The organism is Duganella vulcania, assembly GCF_009857655.1.
GTDB lineage: Bacteria > Pseudomonadota > Gammaproteobacteria > Burkholderiales > Burkholderiaceae_D > Rugamonas > Rugamonas vulcania.
This window is the reverse complement of the sequence record NZ_WWCX01000032.1, coordinates 1-23916: the sequence shown is the minus strand read 5'-3', so window position 1 is coordinate 23916 and position 23916 is coordinate 1. Positions and strand designations below refer to the sequence as shown.

Below are 23916 nucleotides of genomic sequence, written 5' to 3'. Positions count from 1 at the left end.
GCTTTGAATCGCATTTTTAAGGAATACGCTGTGCAACAACACACCTATCCCCTCGAAGCCTGGTGCATCCGCGAGACCAGTTTCGACACCGACTCCCACTTTCTCGACGAGACCCTGTTCGCTTTGGGGAACGGCTACATCGGCCTGCGCGGCACCGGCGAGGAAGGCTACAGCGGCCCGGCCGGCACCTCGCTCGACGGCACCTACCTGAACGGCTTCTACGAATCGGAGCCGATCCAGTATCCGGAGGCGGCCTACGGCCTGGCCAAGGTGAACCAGTTCATGCTGAACGTGCCGAACGCGAAGGGCATCGAGCTGTGGCTGGAGGACGAGCGCTTCGATTTGCTCACCGGCGTCGTGCGGTCGTACGAGCGGGTGCTGGATTTCCGCACCGGCGTGTTGACGCGTACCGTGGAATGGACCTCGCCGCAAGGCCGCAGCGTGAAGGTGCGCAGCCGCCGCCTGGTGTGCTTCGAGAACAAGCATCTGTTCGCGAGCGAGTTCGAGGTGACGCCGCTAAACTTCGCGGGCCGCGTGCGGCTGGTGTCGTCGCTCGATGGCGCGGTGAAGAACCAGGAGGCTGGCGACGATCCGCGCGTGGGTTCGGCGGTGTCGGGCCAGTCGTTGCACATGGTGGGGCATGAGCAGAACGTCGGCTTCGCGGCGCTGGTGCAGCGCACGCATAACAGCGGCTTCATGCTGGTCAGCGCCACCGATACGGAGTTGACGGGTGCCGATGCGACCATCGAAATCGCGCAGGTGGAGCAGCGCCTCACACAGACATACGAGCTGGAGGCGCAGGCGGGTCAGCGCGTTGCGCTGACCAAGTACGGCAGCTATTTCTCGTCGCGCGACTACGCCGAGGCGGAGCTGATGTGGCGCAGCAAGGACACGCTGGCCACCGCGAAGGCGGGCGGCTTCGACGAACTGCGCCTGGCGCAGGAACAGTACCTGGCCGATTTCTGGCAGCAGGCCGACGTGCAGATCGCCGGCGACGACGCGCTCCAGCAAGGCATCCATTTCAACCAGTTCCACCTGCTGCAATCGGTGGGCCGCGACGGCAAGACCAACATCTCCGCCAAGGGCGTGACGGGCGAGGGCTACGAAGGCCACTATTTCTGGGACACGGAAATCTACATCTTCCCGTTCTTCCTGTACTCGAAGCCGGAGATCGCGCGCAAGCTGCTGGAGTACCGCTACGCGGGCCTGCCGAAGGCGCGCGAGCGTGCGCGCCAGATGTCGCATGCGACCGGCGCGCTGTACCCGTGGCGCACCATCGCCGGCGACGAGTGCTCGGCCTACTTCCCGGCGGGGACGGCGCAGTATCACATCAACGCCGATATCGCGTACTCCATCAAGCTGTACATGGAAGCGACCGACGACCAGGAGTACCTGGTCAAGCACGGCGCGGAAATCGTGATGGAGACGGCGCGCATCTGGATGGGCATCGGCAGCTACGACCGCGAAGGGCGCTTCTGCATCAACCAGGTGACGGGGCCGGACGAATATACGGCGCTGGTCAACAACAACTACTACACCAACGCGATGGCGCGGATGCACCTGAACTTCGCGGCGTCCATCGCGCAGCAGCTGCAGGCACAGGCGCCGTCGGAGTTTGCGCGCATCGCCGCCGCCACTGCGCTGGATGCGGGCGAGCCAGCCGCATGGCGCCGCGCCGCATCGCTGATGAACCTTCCCTACGACGGCGCGCTGCAAATCCACGCGCAGGACGACAGCTTCCTGTCCAAGAAGGTGTGGGATTTCGCCAATACGCCGAAGGAAAACTATCCGCTGCTGCTGAACTACCACCCGATGGTGATCTACCGCCATCAGGTGTGCAAGCAGGCGGACGTGGTGTTGGCGCTGCTGCTGCTGTCCGACCAGTTCACGCTGGAAGACAAGCGCCGCGACTTCGACTACTACGAGGCGGTAACGACGCACGATTCGTCGCTGTCGTCCTGCATCTTCAGCATCATCGCGGCGGAGGTGGGCTATCAGGACAAAGCCTATGACTATTTCATGGAGACCGCGCGCCTCGATCTGGATGACACGCATGGCAACACGCACTACGGCGTGCACACGGCGGCAATGGCCGGCACGTGGATGGGCGTGGCGTATGGCTTCGCGGGCATGCGTGTGGTGGGCGGCGAGCTGCATTTCGTGCCGTCGCTGCCCAAGCAGTGGCAGCACTACACATTCAAGATTCATTTCAAGGGCGCGCTGCTGGAGGTGCATGTGGAGCCTGGCCGCGCGGACTATCGCCTGCTGCAAGGCGAGGCGCTGCACTTTACCCACGGCGGCGAACCTGTCGCACTGACGCTGTCGCAACCGACGCAATCGAGGAGTTTCGCATGAGCCGCTTTAAAGCCGTTATCTTTGACCTGGACGGCGTGATCACCGACACCGCCCACTATCACTACCTGGCGTGGAAGCGCCTGGCGGAATCACAGGGCGTACACTTCGACCACGCCTTCAACGAGAACCTGAAGGGCATCGATCGTATGGGATCGCTGGACCTGATTCTGGCGTCGTCCAAGCGGACGTACACTGCGGAGGAGAAGCTGGCGCTGGCTGACGAGAAGAACCGCCACTACCAGGAGCTGATCGCCACCATGTCGTCGGCCGACCTGCTGCCGGGCGCTGTGCGGGCGCTGGACGTGGTGCGTGCGGCGGGCTTGCGTATCGGCCTGGCGTCGGTGAGCAAGAACGCCTTTACGGTGCTGGGCCGCCTGGGCATCACCGATAAATTCGACTATGTGGTCGACGCGGCGACCATCGCGCGCGGCAAGCCGGATCCGGAGATTTTCCTGAAAGCCGCGCGGGAGCTGGGCGTGGCGCCGCAGGACTGCTTGGGTGTGGAGGATGCGGTGGCGGGCGTGGCGTCGATCAAGGCGGCCGGCATGTTCGCGCTGGGGATAGGACATCCCTTTGTGCTGACCCAGGCCGACGTGGTGATCACGAGCCTGAACGACTTCAATCTCGAATCATATTAGTACCGTGTCACTCCCGCGCAGGCGGGAGTCCATACGCCGCATGGATTCCCGCCTGCGCGGGAATGACGTGTAGGCTATAAAAATAATGGAGACAGTATGAAGAACAACCGCATCCTATTTGCGCTATTTCTGATTTACTTTGTATTCGCGATCCTGCTCAACAGCGTGGGCACGGTCATCCTTCAGATCATCAACAACTACGGCGTGAGCAAGTCCAGCGCCAGCGTGCTGGAAGGTTTCAAGGACTTGCCGATTGCGGCGGTATCCTTCCTGATCGCCTCTTTCCTGCCGCGCCTCGGCTACAAGAAGGCCATGCTGGCCGGGCTGGCCATCGTCACCGCCGCCTGCGTGGCGATGCCGGTGTTGCCGTCGTTCGCCACCACCAAGCTGCTGTTCTTCTGCGTCGGCGTATCGTTCGCGCTGGTGAAGGTGTCGGTGTATTCGACACTGGGCCTGATCGCTGCGGACCGCAAGCAGCACGCCAGCATGATGAACCTGCTGGAAGGCTTCTTCATGGTCGGCGTGTTGAGCGCCTACTGGGTGTTCGGCTACTTCATCGATTCGTCCGATCCGCTGTCGCATAGCTGGTTGCAGGTGTACTGGGTGCTGGCCGTGCTGTGCGCGCTGACCTTCGCGCTGGTGCTGACCACGCACTTCAACGAGGACCTGGCGGCGCTGCCGGCTGGCCGCGGCATCGCGCAGGATTTCGCGGCCATGCTCAAGCTGTTCTTCAAGCCGCTGGTGTGCGTGTTCGTCATCACCGCGTTCTTGTATGTGCTGATCGAGCAGAGCGTGGGCACCTGGCTGCCGACCTTTAACAACGAGATCCTGAAACTGCCGGCGGCGATGAGCGTGCAGGTGACCAGCATCTTCGCCGCCTGCCTGGCGATCGGGCGCCTGTCGGCCGGCGTGTTGATGCGCAAATTGAACTGGTATCCGGTGATGAATGCCTGCGTGATCGGCATGGCGGCCATGGTGCTGCTGGCGCTCCCGCTGACGCACGACGTGGTGGCCGATCCGAACATCAGCTGGTCCAGCGCACCGCTGGCGACCTTCCTGTTCCCGTTGATCGGATTGTTCATGGCGCCGATCTACCCCGGCATCAACTCGGTGATGCTTAGTTCCCTGCCAAAGAACCAGCACTCGGCCATGACCGGCTTGCTGGTGATTTTCTCGGCGCTGGGCGGCACCACCGGATCGCTGATCACCGGCTACGTGTTCGGCAATTTCAGCGGCCACTTCGCCTTCTACCTGACGCTGGTGCCGATTTCTATCGTCCTGATTATGTTGTATTTTTTCAAAAAAGCGGTAGATGACGGTGGTGGTGGTTTCGACCCCTCCGCTATAATCAGCGGTCAACATTGAATAATTGTCTATGAACCTGGAGCGCCTCGCGAACTTACTCGGCATGTCGAAGACCACGGTGAGCCGGGCGTTGAACGGCTATCCCGAGGTGAATGGCCGGACCCGCGAGCGCGTGCTGAAGGCGGCCAAGGAGAACGGCTACCAGCCCAATCCGATGGCGCGCTCGCTGGCGCTGGGGCGCACCAATGTATTCGGCATCATCTATCCGCTGCTGCCGGCGGACCTGGGCGATCCGATGTTCCTCGACGTGGTGGCCGGCATGTCGGCCGCGCTGGAGCGGGTCAGCAAGAACCTGATCATCGCGCCGGTGTCGCCGGCGGCGGAGCAGCCGTCCTACCAGCAGATCGTGCGTGGACGGCGGGTCGATGGGCTGCTGGTCAGCCGCACGCTGGTGCGCGACGAGCGCATCGCCTTCCTGAGCAAATCCAAGTTTCCCTTTGTCGCGCATGGCCGCACCGAGCTTGGTGCGCCGTACGCGTGGTTCGACTACGACAACGCGGCCGGCATCCGCATGGCGATGGAGCGCCTGCTGGGATTGGGGCATCAGCGCGTGGCCCTGGTCAGCGCGCCGCTGGAATTGAACTTCGCCCGCCAGCGCAAGGACGCGTTTGTGGCGGCGATGGCGTCGGCCGGGCTGGAAGTGGATACGCGCTACCTGATCGACAACACGCTGGACCGCCGCAGCGGCTACCAGGCGATGCAGCAGCTGCTGGCATGTTCGCCGCGTCCGACCGCGGTCATCGTCGACAATCACCTGTCCGGCGTTGGCGCGGTGCGCGCGCTGCTGGATGCGGGCGTCGATATCTGCAAGGAGATTTCGGTGATCGTCTGGGGCAGCATGGCCGACACGCTGGCCGGCATCGACGTCACCACCATCGACCAGCCGGACGCGCACCAAGCCGGCGCCCGCATGGCCGACATGCTGCTCGCGCTGGTGGACGGCAAGCCGGCCAGCGAACTGCAGGAGCTGTGGCAGCCGGTGCTGCTGGCTGGATCAACGGTGGGATTTGCTCACCACGCATGATGAAAAAACTCATTTCGGTTGCCGCTTTATCGGCCACGTTCCTGGTCGCGCCAGTCCACGCCGAGAACAATGACGCCCTGTGGAAAAGCGTGACGGCGCAGTTGGAGGTATCGCGAAAGTGGGCCGCCGGCGTCGTCGACGTTATCAGCGACGTTGACAAGGGAAACGGCGTGCGGCACATGTCGGCCACCATGCACCTGAGCGGTTGGGAAAAGCAAAAGCCTGTGTACACCACGGTTAAGAAACAGCCGGAGGAAAAGGCCATCGACTTGACGTTCCTGAACGGGATCACGGCAATTTCCACGTCGATGACGGAGGATGAAACGCCCACCCGGACCGATGGCGTGGCGCTTGACGGCGTCACGTGCACGGTCTTCGAATCCCAGTTCAGCAAAGCCTTAAACAAGGGCACGATGAAACTGTGGGTCGATGCTGGCACGAACAAGCTGCGGCAGATGGTGTTAATCTTCCACTCGCCGTTCTTCGCCGATGGAACCGTCATCACGCATTATGTGGCGGGCGGGCAGGGGCAGGTTCTGCCGGGCGTCGTCGACTACGATCTGAATATCCTGATCCCGTTCAGGAATGCCAAGATCCGCATACAGCAGGCCTCTTCCGCCTGGGTGGCTGTACCCAAGGCGGATTGATCCCAGCGATGTCCGCGGCTGCCGGGACATACTCTCAGTCCCGTTGAATGCCTGTTGCATATTTTTTTCTGACGGATTAGTATCGATTCAATCGACGTCGGCCTGAATCCATAGGCCGGCTTCGATCCTTGACCTGCGCGACCTCGGCTCCCCGCCCTCGTCGCAACGGCGACAGGTACGCAAGGTGCCTGTTTCAGTCATCGCAGTCCGGATGCTGAATGTTTATCCAGACCCACCCAGTTGGCTTATATCGATCCTGACTCGCTCAGGCGCGCATTGCACCAGCACGTGGGTACGAATCGTCACTCGCTTAGCAAGTCACTTTCTAAAAATGGAGACAACCTTGAACTATTCACTCATCGCCGCCGGCATCCTGCTGGCATCCGCCGCGCAGGCCGCAACCATCGATGCCAAGACCTTCGTCGGCGCCAGCACGCCTTTGCAGACGGCCCAATACGGTGTGCGCAATTACTCGGCCCCGGTGCTGACCAATGGCCTGCACGACCCGGCCAACTACGCGGCCGCGCCCAAGCTGCCGGTGTGGCAGTTTGCCTCGGCCGATCCCACCGGCGGCGTGCTGACCTTCGAACGCGATAGCGCGCCCGCCGCCGGCTGGCATACACAGACGCGCAAGACACCGGTGCTGGTGACGGGCGGCGGCTCGGCCACCGCCAACCGCGTCTACACGGTGTACAACGGCCAGCAGCTGGTGGCCGCCATCAACGAGGCGGGCAACGAGCCGAAGATCATCCGCGTGATCGGCCATATCGATCTGCGCTGGAGCCAGAACAATACCGTCTTCAAGGAGTACACCAGCTATTCGGACCAGAAGCTGGGCGGCTCGATCAGCATCCCGTCGAACACCACGCTGGTCGGCATCAACGACGCGCAGGGCCGTCCCGCGCGCATCACCGGCACGTCGCTGCTGATCGGCGGCGAGCTGCCACTGACGGCCGGCGGCGATCCCGAGACGGACTTCAAGAAGTGGATCGCCGACGGCAAGGACGGTGACGATTACCCGACCTGGACCCGCAACGTCATCGTGCGCAACCTGGTGCTCGATACGCCGTGGGACGTCAATCCCGAGGACTCGGCCAACGCCTATGCCGACGGCCTGACCGTATCGCGCGGCCAGAATATCTACCTCGACCACCTGACCATCAGCGACGGCGACACGCCGGACTCGCTGGCCGTGTCGCCATACACCACGCGGCACGACGGCGCGCTGGACGTGGTGCGCGGTAGCGACTACGTCACCATCGCCAACAGCTCTTTCGGCAAGCACCACAAGACCACGCTGGTGGGCAATGGCGACTCCGGCCGCGCCTGGAGCGACGAGGGCCGCATGCACGTCACCTTTACCGGCAACTGGTGGAATGGTGCGACCACGCGCCTGCCATTGAACCGTTATGGCCAGGTCCATATGTTCAACAACCTTGTCACTGGCAGCGTGTCGACCACGGATGCCGATGTGAAGTTCGAAAGCGGCTCCGATGCGCGCTACCACTCCAATATGCTGGTCGAGAATAACTACTACAACCTCGCAGGCCTCAAGCTGTCCGAGTTCTGCGGAAAGGTCATCAAGGGCAAGGACTACACCGGCTTCCGTTCGTCCGGCCACGTCTTCGTCAGCGACAAGTCGGGCACCAACGTGATCGACGGTCAGTGCGGCCTTGCGCCGCCGAGCGCCGCCAACCAGTGGACGCCGCCGTACGCGTACGCACTGCAGACCGCGACGGCGACGCAGACCTCGGTGCCTGCCAACGCCGGCGCCGGTAAATTGAAGTGATCTTCAGGAGACCTCCGATGCGGCCGCCGGCATCAGTCGAGGCCGCCTAGCGAGGATGGCAGACCTCTGATGTAAGTGTGAGGATGTGTGCATCTTTATTTCAACAAAAATGCTAGTCTTGCTCTACCATCGTCTTGCTTCCAGCAGAGGTCCCATGCCAGTTGTCGATCGCGTACTAGCAAAATACGTCAATGTTCCGCCGCCTGCTCCGCAACTGGCCGGGCAGATCAACGGTATGCTGAGGCTGCCGGCCAACAGCGGCGTCCTGAATGCGTTGCTGAGCACTGCGGCGGATCCGTTAGTGCCGCTGGTCACGACGACCGCTCAGTTGGATACCTTGATCAAGACAGTCCGTGGAACCGGTGGCAGCATAGACATGCTCCCTGAACGGGTTATCGCGGTGCTGGCGGCGATAAATTCCTACGCGCCCAATCTGGTTACCGGTCCGCGCGACATCGTTCTTCATCTGGATGGGGTAGCGGTAGGTTTCATGCACATTGCGGACCCATTGTTTCACAAGCTGCTGAACGCGCTCGCCGCCGTGGCTCCTGGCTCACCTGGTCTGCAGGCGTATATTCAATCGGTCACGTTCAGGCGGTTGCGCGAGATATTGCGTGAGGTGCGCGAGCCTTATCTGCAAAGTGCGCTGGAGATTATCGGGCGGTTTCATGGCACTCCCCATGCTGCGCAACTGGAGCGCGCCTTCCTACCCAGCTGGGCGAAGGTATTTTCATACTGTCCGCCCAACGGCACGATGACGGCCACGATACGGTTCAATGCCGCGTTGTTGACAGACCACGTCAGAAAACACGTCTTTTATGAGGAAGTGAACGGCGCGCGTACGCCGGACGCTGAAGAGCCGTACCGCTGGATGGACTTTCTGGACTATTACAGCAGAGTGACGCGAAGTTGGATGCTGCCATTTTTTCCGCATACGCCGTTGCTGACGCTATTTAGAAACGGGAATGTCGAGTTGCCGCATTTAGCGAAAACCAAGCCGGCCAAGGAATATTTCATGCTCCTGCTTAGCGGCTCCCAGAGGTTGCGTGACGATTTCCGTACCACCAAGCGGGTCGAGCTGGATTATGAGCGTGTGGCGATCCGAACCATCCTGCACGGCAGGAAATTTGTCCACTACACGAATGGCAATGCGATCTTCGTTACCTCGGTCCTCAATGGTCTGTATGTGATGGCACGCTTCGTCGATCCTGCACCAACGGACACATCGGGAGACTTTGCCATCTCGACCGCGTACATTCCGTCGGCCATCGATCTGGCGCAGCAGCTGTTGCAGTGGGCGCCAGTGACGGTCTGGAATCTGGCGTGACGAAGGCGTGGCCAGAGCTCGGGCCGCGCCAAGGGTAACGCGGCCGGCAAAGCTTACATATTGCGGCGGTACTGACCACCAACTTCGAACAGCGCCGTCGTGATCTGGCCCAGCGAGCAGACGCGCACGGCGTCCATCAGCTTTTCAAACACGTTGGCGTTGTCGATGGCGGCTTGCTGCAGGGCGGCCAGCGCTTGTGGCGCGTGCTCCGCGTTACGGGTGTGGAAGTCCGCAAGGCGGGTGAGCTGCGATTGCTTCTCGTCGTCGGTGGAGCGCGCCAGTTCGATCTTCTGCGGCTCGCCGGTCGCCTTCGGATTGCGGAAGGTGTTGACGCCGATGATGGGCAGCGTGCCGTCGTGCTTCTGGTGCTCGTACAGCATCGACTCTTCCTGGATCTTGCCGCGCTGGTAGCCGGTCTCCATCGCGCCCAATACGCCGCCACGTTCGGCGATGCGTTCGAACTCCTGCAGCACCGCTTCCTCCACCAGGTCGGTCAGCTCTTCCATGATGAACGAGCCCTGGTTCGGGTTCTCGTTCTTGGCCAAGCCCCATTCGCGGTTGATGATCAGCTGGATCGCCAGCGCGCGGCGCACGGATTCGTCGGTCGGCGTGGTGATCGCTTCGTCGTAGGCGTTGGTGTGCAGCGAGTTGCAGTTGTCGTAGATCGCGATCAGCGCCTGCAGCGTGGTGCGGATGTCGTTGAAGTCGATCTCCTGTGCGTGCAGCGAACGGCCCGACGTCTGCACGTGGTACTTGAGCTTTTGCGAACGGTCGTTGGCGCCGTATTTGTCGCGCATCGCCACCGCCCACAGGCGGCGCGCCACGCGGCCAAGCACCGTGTATTCCGGGTCCATGCCGTTCGAGAAGAAGAACGACAGGTTCGGCGCGAAGTCGTCGATGTGCATGCCGCGCGCCAGGTAGGCTTCCACGAAGGTGAAGCCGTTCGACAGCGTGAACGCCAGCTGCGAGATCGGGTTCGCGCCCGCTTCGGCGATGTGGTAGCCGGAGATCGACACCGAGTAGAAGTTGCGCACCTGGTGGTGGACGAAGTATTCCTGGATGTCGCCCATCACCTTCAGCGAGAACTCGGTCGAGAAGATGCAGGTGTTCTGGCCCTGGTCTTCCTTCAGGATGTCCGCCTGCACGGTGCCGCGCACGTTCTGCAGCACCCAGTCCTTGATCTTGGCCGCTTCGTCGGCGCTTGGCTGGCGCTTGTTCTCTTCAACGAATTTGTCGACCTGCTGGTCGATGGCGGTGTTCATGAACATCGCCAGGATGGTCGGCGCCGGGCCGTTGATGGTCATCGAGACCGAGGTGCTCGGGCTGCACAGGTTGAAGCCGTCGTACAGCACCTTCATGTCGTCCAGCGTGGCGATCGATACGCCCGAGTTGCCGACCTTGCCGTAGATGTCCGGGCGCAGCGCGGGATCGGCGCCGTACAGGGTCACGGAGTCGAAGGCGGTCGACAGGCGCTTGGCGTCCATGCCGGTGGAGACCAGCTTGAAGCGGCGGTTGGTGCGGAAGGCGTCGCCTTCGCCGGCGAACATGCGGGTCGGGTCTTCGCCCTCGCGCTTGAAGGCGAACACGCCGGCCGTGAACGGGAAGGAGCCCGGCACGTTTTCCAGCATCAGGAAGCGCAGCACTTCGCCGTGGTCTTCATAACGCGGCAGGGCCACCTTGCGGATCTTGGTGCCGGACAGCGTGTGCTGGACCAGGCGGGTGCGGATTTCCTTGTCGCGGATCTTGACGACGTAATCGTCGCCGGCATACGCGGCCTGCATGTCCGGCCACTGGGCCAGCAGCTTCTTGGCGCCGCCGTCCATCTCCGCATCGCGTTCGGCGATCAGGTCGTCGAAGTCGGCGGTCTTGTGGGCGATGGCCAGCATGCGTTTCGATTCGGTCAGCTGCTGGCGTTCGCGCGCCAGCGTCACTTGCTTGCGCGTGAAGCGGTGGTAGCCGCGCACGGTGTCGGCGATCTCCGCCAGGTAGCGCGCGCGTGCCGGCGGCACGATCACGTGCTTGCCGCTGGAGAAGCGCACATCCACCGGCGCCAGCTTGCCCGGCTTGGCCTTCAGGCCGAATTGCGCCAGTTTGGGCAGCAGGCCTTGGTACAGCGCAGTGACGCCGTCGTCGTTGAAGCGCGACGCCTGCGTGCCGTAGACCGGCATTTCGTCCGGACGCTTGCTCCACATTTCGCGGTTGCGCTGGTACTGCTTGGCGACGTCGCGCAGCGCGTCCTGCGAACCCTTGCGGTCGAATTTGTTGATGGCGATGAAGTCGGCGAAATCGAGCATGTCGATTTTTTCCAGCTGCGAGGCGGCGCCGAATTCCGGCGTCATCACGTACATCGACACGTCGACGTGCGGCACGATGGCGGCGTCGCCCTGGCCGATGCCGGAGGTTTCGACGATGACCAAATCGAAGCCGGCCACCTTGCAGGCTGCGATAACGTCGGGCAGCGCCTGCGAAATCTCGGAGCCCGCTTCGCGCGTGGCCAGTGAGCGCATGAAGACGCGCGTCTGGCCGTTCCACGGATTGATCGCGTTCATGCGGATACGGTCGCCCAGCAGCGCGCCGCCGGATTTGCGGCGCGACGGGTCGATCGAGATGATGGCGATGTTGACGGCGTCGCCCTGGTCGAGGCGGATGCGGCGTATCAGTTCATCGGTCAGCGAGGATTTGCCGGCGCCACCGGTGCCGGTGATGCCCAGCGTCGGCACGGCCAGGCCTTCGGCGGCGGCCAGCAGTTCGGCGCGCAGGGTGGGGGAGGCTTTTTCGTTTTCCAGCGCGGTGATCAGCTGGGCCAGCGGGCGGTGGCGGGCGGCGATGTCGCCTTCCTTCAGCGGCGCCAGCGAGGTTGGCGAGTACTGGGACAGGTCGATGTCGCACTGCTGCACCATCCACTGGATCATGCCGACGAGGCCCATGCGCTGGCCGTCTTCCGGGCTGAAGATCTTGGTGACGCCGTAGGCATGCAGGTCGGCGATTTCGTCGGGGACGATGACGCCGCCGCCGCCGCCGAATACCTTGATGTGCGCACCGCCGCGCTGGCGCAGCAGGTCGATCATGTATTTGAAGTATTCGACGTGGCCGCCCTGGTAGCTTGAGATGGCGATGCCCTGCACGTCTTCGGCCAGCGCGGCGGTGACCACTTCGTCGACCGAGCGGTTATGGCCAAGGTGGACCACTTCCACGCCGTTCGATTGCAGGATGCGGCGCATGATGTTGATCGAGGCGTCGTGGCCGTCGAACAGCGAGGCGGCGGTGACGAAACGGACTTTGTTGTTCAGGCGCGGCTGATCCGGCACGGCTGCGATTTTCGGAGCGGAGAGGTCGTTCATGGTGTCCCTTGTGCTTTTGTTCAGTTCATTATATGACGTTTACGTTAACGTCAAGTCAAGCGAATTTTTGTCGTTCCCGCGCAGGCGGGAACCCATGCTGAGCGTGCGCCGTATGGGTCCCCGCTTTCGCGGGGACGACGCGGCGGTTTAAGCTGCGCGCTGCTGGCTGAATTGATTCAGCAGGCGAGTCTTCTCGGTACGGAAGGTGGCGACCGCCTTTTCCTTCACGTGGCCGAAGCCGCGCACCTTCTCCGGCAGGCCGGCCAGCTCCACGGCGGTGGCGTGGTTTTCCGGCGACAGTTTGTCCATCAGCGTGGCGACCAGCTCGCGGTACTCGACGATCAGCGCGCGCTCCATCTTGCGCTCCTCGGTGTAGCCGAAGATGTCGAACGCGCCGCCGCGCAGGCCCTTGAACTTGGCCAGCAGCTTGAACGCGCTCCACATCCACGAGCCGAATTCCGCCTTGACCAGGTGGCCCTTGGCGTCCTTCTTGGCGAACATCGGCGGCGCCAGGTTGAACTTGACCGAGAAGTCGCCTTCGAACTGCTGCTTGAGCTGCTCGACGAAACGGCCATCGGTGTACAGGCGTGCCACTTCGTATTCGTCCTTGTAGGCCATCAGCTTGAAGGCGTACTTGGCGACGGCGGTGGACAGCTTGTTGCCCAAGCCCAGAGCCGTTTCCTTCGCGCGCACCTGCGACACCAGCTGTTCGTAGCTCGACGCGTAGGCGGCGTTCTGGTACGCGGTCAGGAACTCGACGCGCTTGCTGATGACGTTCTCCAGGCTTTGCGGCATCTGCATCACGATCGCTTGCGTCGGCGTGGCCACGCGCTCGACGCGCTTGAGGTCCACGGCGGCGCGGCGGCCCCACAGGAAGCTCTTCTTGTTCGAAGCGATGCCGACGCCGTTCAACTCGATCGCGCGCAGCAGCGATTCCTCTTTCAGCGGGATGCGGCCCTTCTGCCATGCGTAGCCCAGCATGAACAGGTTGGCGGCGATGGAGTCGCCCATCAGCGCGGTGGCCAGCTTGGTGGCGTTGATGAAATCAGCCGCACCGGCGCCGACCGATTCCTCGATCAGCGCGCGCACTTCCTCCACCGGATACTGCCAGTCGGCGTTCTGCGCGAAGGTGCCTGGTGGCTGCTCGTGCAGGTTGACGATGGCCAGCGTGCGGCCCGGACGCATCTTCGACACCGCGTCGGCGGCGCCGGCGGTCAGCATGTCGCAGCCGAGGATCACGTCCGCCTCGCCGGTGGCGATGCGTTGCGCGCGCAGGTGGGCCGGGGTCTTCGCGACTTTGACGTGCGAGGTGACCGATCCGTTTTTCTGCGACATGCCGGTCATGTCCAGCACCGACGCGCCTTTGCCTTCCAGGTGCGCGGCCATGCCCATCAGCGCGCCGACGGTGATCACGCCGGTGCCGCCGATGCCGTTGATCAGGATGTTGTATGGCTCATCGCAGGACGGCAGCACTGGTTCCGGCAGGGCGCCGAAGCCGTCGTCCGCGTTGTCCTTGGTGACGCCGGTCTTGGTCTTCTTCAGCGATCCGCCTTCGACGGTGACGAAGCTCGGGCAGAAGCCCTTCACGCACGAGTAGTCCTTGTTGCAGGACGACTGGTCGATGGTGCGCTTGCGGCCGAACTCCGTTTCCTTCGGCAGGATGGAAGTGCAGTTGGACTGGATGCCGCAGTCGCCGCAGCCTTCGCACACGGCTTCGTTGATGACCATGCGCTTGGCCGGGTCGGGGTATTCGCCTTTCTTGCGGCGGCGGCGCTTCTCGGCCGCGCAGGTCTGGTCGTAGATCAGCACCGATACGCCGCCCACTTCGCGCAGCTCGCGCTGCACCGCGTCCATGTCCTTGCGGTCGTGCAGGCTGACGATGGACGGCAGGGCGCTGCGGTCGGTGTAGCGGTTCAGGTCTTCGGTGACCAGCGCTATCCGTTTAACACCCTCCGCGGCCATCTGCTGCGCGATCATCGGCACCGAGGTGATGCCGTCGACCGGCTGGCCGCCCGTCATCGCCACGGCGTCGTTGTAAAGGATCTTGTAGGTCATGTTGACCTTGGCCGCCACCGCCGCGCGGATCGCCAGGTAGCCGGAGTGGAAGTAGGTGCCGTCGCCCAGGTTCTGGAACACGTGCGGGATCTTCGAGAACGCGGCCTGGCCGATCCACGGCGCGCCTTCGCCGCCCATGTGCGTGGTCAGCTTGTTGAACTCGGGGTAGATCGAGGTCGCCATCACGTGGCAGCCGATGCCGGCCAACGCCAGGCTGCCTTCCGGGACTTTGGTCGAGGTGTTGTGCGGGCATCCGGAGCAGTAGAACGCTGGACGGAACGGAGTGTTGATGGCTTTCTTCAGCACCGCGTCCTTGGCGTCGAGGAAGGTCAGGCGGGCCTTGATATGGTCGCAGGTGACCGGGTCCGAAATCAGGCGCTTGACGCGCGCGGCGATCACGCGCGCCACTTGCGAAACCGAGAAGTCGGCCTTGGAGGTGAGCAGCCATTCGCCGCGCGGCGCGACCCATTCGCCTTTTTCATCGAACTTGCCGATCACGCGCGGACGCACGTCGTCGCGCCAGTTGTACAGCTGTTCCTTCAACTGGTACTCGACGATCTGGCGCTTTTCCTCGACCACCAGGATCTCGTCCAGGCCCTGCGCGAATTCGCGCACGCTGTCCGGCTCCAGCGGCCATGGCATGGCGACCTTGAACAGGCGCAGGCCGACGTCGGCCGCCATCTTCTCGTCGATGCCCAGTTCCTCCAGCGCTTCCAGCACGTCCAGGTAGGATTTGCCGGAGGCGATGATGCCCAGCTTGGCGTTCGGGCTGGTGATGGTGGTGTGATTGAGTTTGTTCTCGCGCGCATAGGCCAGCGCGGCGTAGATTTTGTAGTCCTGCATCAGCGCTTCCTGGTTGCGCGCTTGCTGGCCCAGCGGGATGCTGGACAGGCGTGCATTCAGGCCGCCTTCCGGCATGACGAAATCGTGCGGGATCTTGACCTCGACGCGGAAAGGATCGGCGTCGACGGAGGCCGACGATTCAACCGTGTCGGCCAGCGCCTTGAACGCCACCGTGCAGCCGGAGAAGCGCGACATGGCCCAGCCGTGGATGCCCAGGTCGAGGTATTCCTGCACGTTGCAGGGGTACAGGACCGGGATCATCGAGGCCGAGAACAGGTGGTCCGACTGGTGCGGCAGCGTCGACGAGTAGGCGCCGTGGTCGTCGCCGGCCACCAGCAGCACGCCGCCGTGCCTGGACGTGCCGGCGTGGTTCATGTGCTTGAAGACGTCGCCGCAGCGGTCCACGCCCGGGCCTTTGCCATACCACATGGCGAACACGCCGTCGTACTTTGCCTCGCCGATCAGGTCGACCTGCTGCGAGCCCCAGACCGCGGTCGCGGCCAGGTCTTCGTTCACGCCCGGCACGAACTGCACGTGGTGCGATTCCAGGTGCGGCTTGGCCTTCCACAGGTTCTCGTCCAGGCCGCCCAGCGGCGAGCCGCGGTAGCCGGAGATGAAGCCGGCGGTGTTCAGGCCGGCCGCCTGGTCGCGCACGCGCTGCATCATCGGCAGGCGCACCAGCGCCTGGATGCCGGACAGGAAAATGTCGCCTTTGATCGCGGTGTATTTGTCGTCGAGGCTCACGGACGTGAGGCGGGATGGGGCGGCGGCGTCGTCTCTGGCGGACGTTGCTGGGCCGTGTGCCGTGGTATCGGGCATGGTGGTGTCTCCGGTTTTGTGTCAGATCGCGCCCAAACTAGGTGGCGCCGGGTAGGCGCGCCAGGATCAGGCCATGGGCCGCATGGTTAGCGGCGGTGCAGATATTTTAGGCTTAAAAATCTGCTTTGTAGCGGAGTATGGGCGCGAGTTGACGTATACGGAAATACGGAATGCCGATAGGGGTATAAGAAAAAGTGATGGCCTCGCGGCGGCGCTCAGGCGATGACGGTCGCGCCCGGCCAGGTGCCGCCCGCGCACAACTGCGCGCTGACCTGTTGCACCAATCGGCTGACCGCCGCCGCCGCGTTGGTCAGCGGAATGTTCTTGGACGCGCACAGCACGACCGTGCGGGAAATCGACGGGCTGTGGATGCGGTGGGCGCGCATGGCGCCCCGTTCGAGCTCGTCCAGGACAGGCGCCGACGGCAGGATGGTCGCGCCCATGTCGGCCAAAATGGCGGACTTGAGGATGGCGATGGAGTTGATCTCGATCACATTGCCCAGCGCCAGCCCGGCCTGGCGCGCCACGCTTTCGATGCGCGGCCGCACGCCGTGCTGCAGGCCCGGCAGGATCAGCGTCGTGTTCAGCGCCTGGGTCAGTGTGAGCGCTTGCTCACCTTTCGCGTAAGTGGCGTCGGCGCGGCAGATGAATTGCAGCTCCTCTTCCGCCAGCGGCGTCGTGGCGAACTGGGCCAGCTGGCCGTCGTCGAACAGCACGGCCAGGTTGACGCGGCCGGACTTGAGCTGGTCGCTCAGGTTGCCGGTCAACTCCTCCGTCAGTTGCAGGGTGATTTCGGGATACTGGGCGCGCGCGGCCGTCAGCAGCGGCAGCGCCAGCGCGCCGGAAATGCTGTGCGGTAGCCCCAGCGTGACGCTGCCGCTGGGGCGCTCGGCCGACTGCGCCACGGCCGAGCGGGCATCCGCCACCTGCTTGAGGATGGCTTGGGCGTGTTCGTAGAAGATCTTGCCGGCATCCGTGCTGAGCACGCCTTGGGCGGAACGATGCAATAACTGCACGCCCAGCTCCTCCTCCAGTTGCCGCAATTGTTGCGTTAGTGCCGGTTGCGCAACATGTAGTACAACAGCCGCCCGCGACAGCGAACCGTGGTCTACTATAGCTACAAAGTAACGAAGTTGGCGTAATTCCATAAATTGCTAGCGCTGTTAACCTGGACAAAACAAATGGTAGCACCTGTAAATCTGATCCTGACAGGAAACTATTTGCTATACTGGCATCAGCCCTTTCCGCTGTTTCCAGCCTCTTCAAAGTGGGTACCGGTATGTTAAAGAAAGTCGACGCTTCCCAGTTAAAAGTGGGCATGTACATCCATGACCTGAGTTGCGACTGGATGACCCACCCGTTTGTCCGCAACCGTTTTTTGCTGACCAGTGAAGACGAAATCCGCAAAATCATCAATGCCGGCATCCATGATGTTGTCATAGACAACTCCAAGGGGCTGGACGTGCAGGATGCCCCGTCGGTCGATGAAGCGCAGGCGGCAACCGAACGCGAAATCGTGGAGATCGTCGCCAAGGCGCCGGTCGTCACCCGTGTTTCGCTGGGCGAGGAGATGCAGCGCGCCGTGCAGATCCGCCACCAGGCGTCGACCCTGGTGCGTACCGTGATGCAGGATGCGCGCCTGGGCAAGGCCATCGAACTCGATCAGGTTCAGCCGGTGGTGCAGAATATCACCGAATCGATCTTGCGCAATCCAGGCGCGCTGGTCGGTTTGCTGCGGATCAAAAACAAGGACGATTACACGTTTTTGCACTCGGTGAGCGTGTGCACGCTGCTGGTGGCCTTCTGCCGCTCGCGCGGCATGGATCCCGAGATCACCCACCAGGCCGGCTTGGGCGGGCTGCTGCACGACACCGGCAAGGCACTGGTGCCGGACGCCATCCTGAACAAGCCCGGTCCGCTGACGGACGAGGAATTCGCCATCATCAAGCGCCATCCTCAGGACGGCTACAACATCCTGCTGAAGTCGCCCGAGGTCGGCCCGATTCCGCTGGACATCACGCTGCACCACCACGAGCGGCGCGACGGCAGCGGCTATCCGAACAAGCAGGAAGGCGACGGCATCAGCGAATTGGCGCAGATGGCGGCCATTGTTGACGTGTACGACGCAATTACAGCGGATCGTTGCTATCACAAGGGCATGTCGGCTGCGGCGGCCCTGCGCAAGATCTATGAATGGAGCAAATTCCACTTCAATCCGAAGTACGCGCAGGAATTCATGCGTTGCGTGGGGATCTATCCGGTCGGCACCATGGTGATGCTGGAGTCGGGGCGGCTGGGTGTTGTAATTGAGCCACACGAGACCAACTTGCTGGCGCCCAAGGTCAATGTGTTCTTCAACACCAAGAAAAATCTCTACATCAAGCCGGAAACCGTGGATTTGTCGCGCGGGCTGGGTTTTGGCGGCGGCGACAAGATCGTCGGCCACGAATCGCCCGCCAAGTGGAACGTCGACCCGATGCGCTTCCTGACCCTGGCGTAAAACCTAGAAGAATTCGGCCGTATCGTTGGATTCGATGGCGTGCAGCAGGCCGCCATCGACCAGTTCGTCGTAATGGCAGGCCAGGTTGCGGCCGTGGCTCTTGGCGTAGTACAGCGCCTGGTCGGCATGCCCCAGGATGATCACCGGCGCCTCCAGCGCGCTGATGCTGACAAAGCCCACACTCACCGTCACCTTGCCCACTTGCGGGAAATCATGCGAGGCCACGTTCATGCGGAAGCGGTCGATGATCTTCTTGGCGTTGTCCAGGGTGGTCGAGCGCAGCAGCACGACGAACTCCTCGCCGCCGAAACGGAACACGCGGTCTTGCGCGCGGAACGAGGAGGTGAGCAGGTTGGCGATCAGGATCAGCACCTCATCGCCGTACAAATGGCCGAAACGGTCGTTAACGTGCTTGAAATGGTCGACATCGACCACGGCCAGCCATTGCTTTTCCTGCTCGTGGTGGCTGCGGCGCTCCGGTTCGCCCGGCAGCGTGACGGAATCCTGTTCGGTGCTGGCGGCCAGCATCTTGGCCAGCTGGTCGTCGAAGGTCTTGCGGTTGAGCAGGCCGGTCAGCGAATCGCGTTCGCTGTAGTCCAGCAGGTTCTGGAAGTTGCGGTAGACGCTGACGATGCCGCCGATGACGTGGATGGTGTCGCTGGTGTACGGCGTCGGATTGACGATTTCCAGGCAGGTGTCGGCCTTGTCGCCCAGCCAGATCGGCAACCACAGCGTGTGTTCGCCCGCCTCGTTGGCGACGTCGGCGCCCGATTCGTGGTTGGCGATGCACTCGGCCAGGGCCGGGAAGCTTTCGATGGGTTCGCCGGGATTGTGCAGGTCGGAACTGTCGACCATGCGCGCGGCCTCGCCGGCGCAGATGATGGCGCGCGGCCGCACGAAGACCTTGCCCCTGACTGTGGCCAGCGTCAGTACGCGGGCCTGGCTGGCGCGGGCAAGCTCCTGCACCGCCGAGATCACGGAGATGTCGAGCATCGTGTGATCGCGGTGGCCGGTCATGTCCACCATGTGTTTCAGTAGGGAATCCATTTTCTTCTCTGGAAAATAATCACACAACCTTGTGTCTAGCCACGTTTCGTTCACGCCTATCAAGCCAATCTCTTTGATAGTCAGGCGCACAGTGAAGCTGCAACACGGGGCCTTTCCAAAGAACAGCTAAGCAGGATAATAGCTTTTTGCAATCAAGGCAATTCATGTGTGCGAAAAAAAACTTTCCTTGCATCGGAATGCGACCTTTTTCCGACAGCCGGGTAACCCCGTCCAGCCTACCCGCCGGGAAACTGATGCAGTTTGACATAAGCCAGCCGTGATGTGTGTCCCGTGCGCAGATTTTCCTCCACTCATGAAAATAATGCCACACGGAAAACTTGCGTCACGTCAACTCTCGGAAAACTCCGATCCGTATAGTAATCCTTAATGGCCCGGGAACCGGTGATTGGGCAGTCCGCCGGCCCGTGCCAGGGGTACTTTTTAACTTCATCCAGAGGAGTAAATCATGAACTCGCTTATTGCAGCGGCAAAAGTGTTCGTGCAGGACGAGGACGGGATCACGGCCATCGAATACGGCCTGATCGCGGCAACGATGGTGGCGGCGGTGGTCACCGCCTTCGCTTTCTTGACGCCGGTGCTGACCAACGCCTTCAGCAACATCGCGGCCAAGATCACCGCCGCGACGTAACCACCAGGCTTTCCGGCCGCGGTTGGCTGGAAAGCCTTACGTTGGAGACTCTTCTCATGTCGATAGCGCTCGAAGTCATCTTGATCTGCCTTGTGGCGCAAGCGGCCGTCACCGACCTGGCCCTGCGCAAGATCCCGAACGTATTGGTGCTCAGCGGCCTGCTGCTGGCGCTGCTGTTGCACCTGCTGGGCGGCCTGCACTGGGCGCCGCTGACGCACTGGATGGCCGGCGCCTTGGCCGGCTTTTTTTTATTCCTGCCTCTATATCTGTTGCGCGGCATGGCGGCTGGCGACGTCAAGCTGATGGCCATGGTCGGCGGGTTTGTCGGCCCGCTGATGGCCGTGAAGGTGGCCATGCTGGCCGCGCTGATCGGCGGCGTGATGGGCCTGCTGATGCTGATCTCCAGCGGCCGCTGGCGGGAAGGCTGGCGCAACGTGGCCGCCATCTGCAAGCCGCTGCTGTTGCGCAGCCTGGGCGTGCCGCTGCAGGCGGTGCCGCTGGCCCCGGGCGCCAGCGTGGGCGGCATCCCCTACGGTCTGGCGATCGCGCTGGCCACGATGGCGACTGTGGCACTTGCACATCGCTAACGTTCCGCCTGCCGCGCCTTTGCTGCGCGTCAATATCCACAAAGCATGGGCCGATAGACTTGATTCCTCAACGTAACTAATCCACCGCTGGAGATCGTCATGCTCGCCGTCGAAACGCCTACCTCCGCCCTCCATGCCGATCCCGCCGCGGTGCTGCCGTTACAGCCGAAATCGGTGCGCGACACCGGCTTGACGCAGCAGATGATCGTCGAACTGATCGCCAAGTCCATCCTGGTCGGCGGCAAGATCCACCTGCCGGTGCTGACCACGCGGCTGCACCTGTCGATCAACGTGCTGCGCGAGGCGCTGGAGTTCATGGTGGCCGAACACGTGGCCGAAGTGGCCTGGCGCGGCGAGTCGGACATCGACGTGCAGTACCAGCTGACCTCCGCCGGCCGCTTGCGCGCCAGCGCGTGGATGGACCGCTGTCCCTACATCGGCCCCGCGCCGGTGACGCTGGAGGCCTACCGCGCCATGGTCGAATGCCAGGCCGCCCAGGCGCCGCAGCTGTGCGCCGACGAACTGGCCGCCGAATTCGCCGACGACTTCCTCAGCCCCGCCGTGCAGCGCATGCTGGGCGCGGCCATGTACGCCGGCCGCACGGTCCTGCTGCATGGCCCGTCCGGCGGCGGCAAGTCGGTGCTGGCGCGCCGGCTGGGCAGCCTGCTGCAGGGCGTGATCGCGGTGCCGCATGCGCTGGTGGTGGGACAGGAGATCGTCCAGGTCTACGACGCGCTGCTGCACCGCGCGCCGTCGCCGCAGCATCTGCGCCAGTTGCGGCCGGCGCAAGAGCGCCGCAGCAGCGATCCGCGCTGGGTGCTGTGCCAGCGTCCCGTGGTGGCGCTGGACGCGGACCTGAGCGCCGACATGCTGGAGCTGCAACCGGACAGCCATAACGGTTGCTATCGCTCGCCGCCGCAGCTCAAGGCCAACAACGGCCTGCTGATCGTCGATGACCTGGGCCGCCAGCGCCTGGCCGCCGCCGATCTGCTGAACCGCTTCTCGCAGGCGCGGGAGCTGGAGCGCAGCCAGCTGGCGCTGGTCGGCGGCTTCCACTTCAGCGTACCGTGCCGCATGCAGCTGGTGTTCGCGACCAGCCTGGCGCCGGAAGCGCTGCTCGACGCCTCGGCGCTGCGCCGCGTCGGCTACAAGATTCCGGTCGGGCCGCTGGACATGGCCAGCTACCGCACCTTGTTTCGCCAACAGTGCGTCAGCGCCGGCGTGACGTTCGATGAAGCGGCGCTGCGTTACCTGGTCGACGAGCTGCACGCGGGCAGCGGCCTGCCGCTGCTGGCCTGCTATCCGCGCGAGATCGTCGGCCGCATCAACGACTTCGCCGGCTTCCTGGGTGAGCCGGCGCGCTTGAGCGTGGAGACGCTGGACCAGGCCTGGACCAGCATCTTCGCCGCCGGCGCACTGGCGCCGGCCTATGGGCGGGCAGCATGAACAACCGGCGCGCGTTGATGATGATGGCGCTTGCCATCGTCCTGGGGCTGGTGGCGGTGGTGCTGGCCTCGCGCTGGCTGCTGCACCAGACGCCGGCATCGGCCAACAAGATCGTCGTCGCGGCCACGGATGTAAGCCTGGGCCAGCGTTTGACGCCGGAGACGCTCAAGGTGATCGACTGGCCGGCCGAGAGCCTGCCGCGCGGCGCCATCCGCGACGGCACCAAGCTGGCGGGCCGCGTGCTGAAAACCAGCGTGCTGCGCGACGAGCCCCTGACCGAGGCCAAGCTGGCGCCGGCCGGCACGCTGGGCGGCCTGTCCGCGCTGATCTCGGAAGGCAAGCGCGCCATCACCGTGCGGGTCAACGACGTGGTGGGCGTTGCCGGTTTCGCGTTGCCGGGGAATTTTGTCGACATCATCGTCAACACGCAGGCCGCCGCCACCGGCAACGAGAACGCGATCTCCAAGATCGTGCTGGAACGGATACTGGTGCTGGCCGTGGCGCAGGAAGTGGGCCGCGACGAGACCAAGCCGCGCGTGGTCAACGCCGTGACGCTGGAGGTGACGCCGGCGCAGGCCGAGAACATCGACCTGGCGCGCAGTGTCGGCACGCTGTCGCTGGTGCTGCGCAACCAGGTCGATCCGCGCCCCGGCGTGACCGACGGCGCCACCAAGAGTACCTTGCTGGGCATCGCCAAGGCGCAAGCTCCGGCGCCGGCCGAACCGCCGGCGGCCGCGCCCAAGCCGCATGCGCAACTGGCACAGGCCGCGCCGCGCAGCCGGCCTTGCATCGGCGTGATCGCCGGCGTGCAGCGCACGCAGGAATGTCTGTGAGCGCGCCATGACGACACTACGATACGCGGCGCTGACCCTGGCGGTGGCGAGCCAGTGGCCGGCGGTGGCCGCCACCAACAACGCCGACTTGCCAGCACTGCTGGCGCGTCCGGCGGCGGCCTTGGCCGGCGCAGCTCCCGCACGCGCGGCGGCGGATATTGCGCCTCGCGAATCGGTGGGCCTGCGCTGCAGCGGCCAGGCGGCCACGCCGGGCAGCCTGACGCTCGCACTGGGCAAGTCGACGCTGATGCGCATGCCGGAAGCAGTGGCGGCGCGCAGCGTCGGCAATCCCGCCGTGCTGCAGGCGATGCTGGTGGCCCCCGACACGCTGTACGTGGTCGGCGCCGATATCGGCAGCAGCAATATGATCGTGCAGGGACGCAGCGGCTTGTGCAACGTGATCGAGGTGGTGGTCGGCATCGATCCCACCGCGCTGCGGAACGCGTTGGCAGCGCTGATGCCGGAGCAGAAAGACATCCACGTCAGCGCGGCCGGCGACACGCTGGTCCTCAGCGGCACGGTCGACGATGCGCCGACGGCGGCGCGGGTCCTGGAGCTGGCCTCCGCGTTTGTGCGGCGCCCGGCGCAGGCGCTGGAGACGGCCAAGGGCGAGAAGGGCGGCGCACAAACGCGGAGGCCAGCTCCAGGACC

General features: G+C 63.5%; 17 protein-coding genes. 13 read left to right on the top strand and 4 right to left on the bottom strand.

The genetic code is table 11. The annotated features are described in order from the left end of the window. The first annotated feature begins 30 nt into the window (after window positions 1-30). The 7 genes from GTP90_RS17960 to GTP90_RS17930 all read left to right on the top strand — a co-directional run bounded on the left by GTP90_RS17960 (window position 31) and on the right by GTP90_RS17930 (window position 9145). The gene (locus tag GTP90_RS17960; protein WP_371875077.1) at window positions 31-2355 is read left to right on the top strand and encodes a glycoside hydrolase family 65 protein; all 2325 of its coding nucleotides are present in this window, start codon (window positions 31-33) and stop codon (window positions 2353-2355) included. Further along, window positions 2352-2993, top strand: a complete 642-nt coding sequence (gene pgmB, locus GTP90_RS17955; RefSeq protein ID WP_161084844.1) for a beta-phosphoglucomutase — start codon at window positions 2352-2354, stop codon at window positions 2991-2993. The genes GTP90_RS17960 and pgmB overlap by 4 nt, the downstream gene beginning before the upstream one ends. A gap of 96 nt (window positions 2994-3089) precedes the next feature. Beyond that, window positions 3090-4358: an MFS transporter gene (locus GTP90_RS17950; RefSeq protein ID WP_161084843.1), complete on the top strand. Its 1269-nt coding sequence runs from the start codon at window positions 3090-3092 to the stop codon at window positions 4356-4358. 10 nt (window positions 4359-4368) lie between these two features. Next, a complete protein-coding gene (locus tag GTP90_RS17945; RefSeq protein WP_161084842.1) occupies window positions 4369-5382 on the top strand; it encodes a substrate-binding domain-containing protein in 1014 nt (337 codons plus the stop codon). Then, a complete protein-coding gene (locus GTP90_RS17940; protein WP_161084841.1) occupies window positions 5379-6029 on the top strand; it encodes a hypothetical protein in 651 nt (216 codons plus the stop codon). Before GTP90_RS17945 ends, GTP90_RS17940 begins: the two co-directional genes overlap by 4 nt. A 343-nt stretch (window positions 6030-6372) precedes the next feature. Then, window positions 6373-7818 (top strand): pectate lyase family protein, encoded by a 1446-nt coding sequence (locus GTP90_RS17935; protein WP_254451921.1) that lies wholly within the window; start codon window positions 6373-6375, stop codon window positions 7816-7818. A 154-nt stretch (window positions 7819-7972) separates the two neighbouring features. Continuing rightward, on the top strand, window positions 7973-9145 hold the full coding sequence (locus GTP90_RS17930; RefSeq protein WP_161084839.1) for a hypothetical protein: 1173 nt from the start codon (window positions 7973-7975) through the stop codon (window positions 9143-9145). 53 nt (window positions 9146-9198) lie between these two features. Here GTP90_RS17930 and icmF read toward each other — a convergent pair whose 3' ends face one another. The 3 genes from icmF to GTP90_RS17915 all read right to left on the bottom strand — a co-directional run bounded on the left by icmF (window position 9199) and on the right by GTP90_RS17915 (window position 17351). Continuing rightward, a complete protein-coding gene (gene icmF, locus GTP90_RS17925) occupies window positions 9199-12486 on the bottom strand; it encodes a fused isobutyryl-CoA mutase/GTPase IcmF (protein WP_161084838.1) in 3288 nt (1095 codons plus the stop codon). A gap of 147 nt (window positions 12487-12633) precedes the next feature. Continuing rightward, window positions 12634-16203 (bottom strand): indolepyruvate ferredoxin oxidoreductase family protein, encoded by a 3570-nt coding sequence (locus GTP90_RS17920; protein ID WP_161084837.1) that lies wholly within the window; start codon window positions 16201-16203, stop codon window positions 12634-12636. A gap of 215 nt (window positions 16204-16418) precedes the next feature. Next, on the bottom strand, window positions 16419-17351 hold the full coding sequence (locus GTP90_RS17915) for a LysR substrate-binding domain-containing protein (protein ID WP_161084836.1): 933 nt from the start codon (window positions 17349-17351) through the stop codon (window positions 16419-16421). A gap of 131 nt (window positions 17352-17482) precedes the next feature. Here GTP90_RS17915 and GTP90_RS17910 point away from each other — a divergent pair, with 131 nt between their 5' ends. Continuing rightward, a complete protein-coding gene (locus GTP90_RS17910; RefSeq protein WP_161084835.1) occupies window positions 17483-18703 on the top strand; it encodes an HD-GYP domain-containing protein in 1221 nt (406 codons plus the stop codon). 3 nt (window positions 18704-18706) lie between these two features. On the opposite strand, the gene GTP90_RS17905 is transcribed toward GTP90_RS17910, so the two are convergent. Then, window positions 18707-19750, bottom strand: coding sequence for a GGDEF domain-containing protein (locus GTP90_RS17905; protein ID WP_161084834.1), 1044 nt, complete (start codon window positions 19748-19750; stop codon window positions 18707-18709). A gap of 466 nt (window positions 19751-20216) precedes the next feature. Here GTP90_RS17905 and GTP90_RS17900 point away from each other — a divergent pair, with 466 nt between their 5' ends. The 5 genes from GTP90_RS17900 to GTP90_RS17880 all read left to right on the top strand — a co-directional run. Then, window positions 20217-20399: a Flp family type IVb pilin gene (locus tag GTP90_RS17900; RefSeq protein ID WP_161084833.1), complete on the top strand. Its 183-nt coding sequence runs from the start codon at window positions 20217-20219 to the stop codon at window positions 20397-20399. 56 nt (window positions 20400-20455) lie between these two features. Beyond that, window positions 20456-20986, top strand: coding sequence for an A24 family peptidase (locus tag GTP90_RS17895; protein WP_161084832.1), 531 nt, complete (start codon window positions 20456-20458; stop codon window positions 20984-20986). 99 nt (window positions 20987-21085) lie between these two features. Beyond that, window positions 21086-22432: a DUF8689 domain-containing protein gene (locus GTP90_RS17890; protein WP_161084831.1), complete on the top strand. Its 1347-nt coding sequence runs from the start codon at window positions 21086-21088 to the stop codon at window positions 22430-22432. Continuing rightward, a complete protein-coding gene (gene cpaB / locus GTP90_RS17885) occupies window positions 22429-23265 on the top strand; it encodes a Flp pilus assembly protein CpaB (RefSeq protein ID WP_161084830.1) in 837 nt (278 codons plus the stop codon). The genes GTP90_RS17890 and cpaB overlap by 4 nt, the downstream gene beginning before the upstream one ends. Before the next feature lie 7 nt (window positions 23266-23272). Further along, window positions 23273-23916, top strand: a 644-nt coding sequence (locus GTP90_RS17880; RefSeq protein WP_175048133.1) for a pilus assembly protein N-terminal domain-containing protein, incomplete at its 3' end; no start/stop codon positions are given.

Bases quoted from the DNA above. Each gene is read 5' to 3' on its own strand.
- GTP90_RS17910 (WP_161084835.1), top strand. From the start codon at position 17,483: ATGTTAAAGAAAGTCGACGCTTCCCAGTTAAAAGTGGGCATGTACATC.
- GTP90_RS17915 (WP_161084836.1), bottom strand. From the start codon at position 17,351: ATGGAATTACGCCAACTTCGTTACTTTGTAGCTATAGTAGACCACGGT.
- GTP90_RS17890 (WP_161084831.1), top strand. From the start codon at position 21,086: ATGCTCGCCGTCGAAACGCCTACCTCCGCCCTCCATGCCGATCCCGCC.
- GTP90_RS17895 (WP_161084832.1), top strand. From the start codon at position 20,456: ATGTCGATAGCGCTCGAAGTCATCTTGATCTGCCTTGTGGCGCAAGCG.
- pgmB (WP_161084844.1), top strand. From the start codon at position 2,352: ATGAGCCGCTTTAAAGCCGTTATCTTTGACCTGGACGGCGTGATCACC.
- cpaB (WP_161084830.1), top strand. From the start codon at position 22,429: ATGAACAACCGGCGCGCGTTGATGATGATGGCGCTTGCCATCGTCCTG.
- GTP90_RS17905 (WP_161084834.1), bottom strand. From the start codon at position 19,750: ATGGATTCCCTACTGAAACACATGGTGGACATGACCGGCCACCGCGAT.
- icmF (WP_161084838.1), bottom strand. From the start codon at position 12,486: ATGAACGACCTCTCCGCTCCGAAAATCGCAGCCGTGCCGGATCAGCCG.
- GTP90_RS17940 (WP_161084841.1), top strand. From the start codon at position 5,379: ATGATGAAAAAACTCATTTCGGTTGCCGCTTTATCGGCCACGTTCCTG.
- GTP90_RS17945 (WP_161084842.1), top strand. From the start codon at position 4,369: ATGAACCTGGAGCGCCTCGCGAACTTACTCGGCATGTCGAAGACCACG.
- GTP90_RS17950 (WP_161084843.1), top strand. From the start codon at position 3,090: ATGAAGAACAACCGCATCCTATTTGCGCTATTTCTGATTTACTTTGTA.
- GTP90_RS17900 (WP_161084833.1), top strand. From the start codon at position 20,217: ATGAACTCGCTTATTGCAGCGGCAAAAGTGTTCGTGCAGGACGAGGAC.
- GTP90_RS17930 (WP_161084839.1), top strand. From the start codon at position 7,973: ATGCCAGTTGTCGATCGCGTACTAGCAAAATACGTCAATGTTCCGCCG.
- GTP90_RS17920 (WP_161084837.1), bottom strand. From the start codon at position 16,203: ATGCCCGATACCACGGCACACGGCCCAGCAACGTCCGCCAGAGACGAC.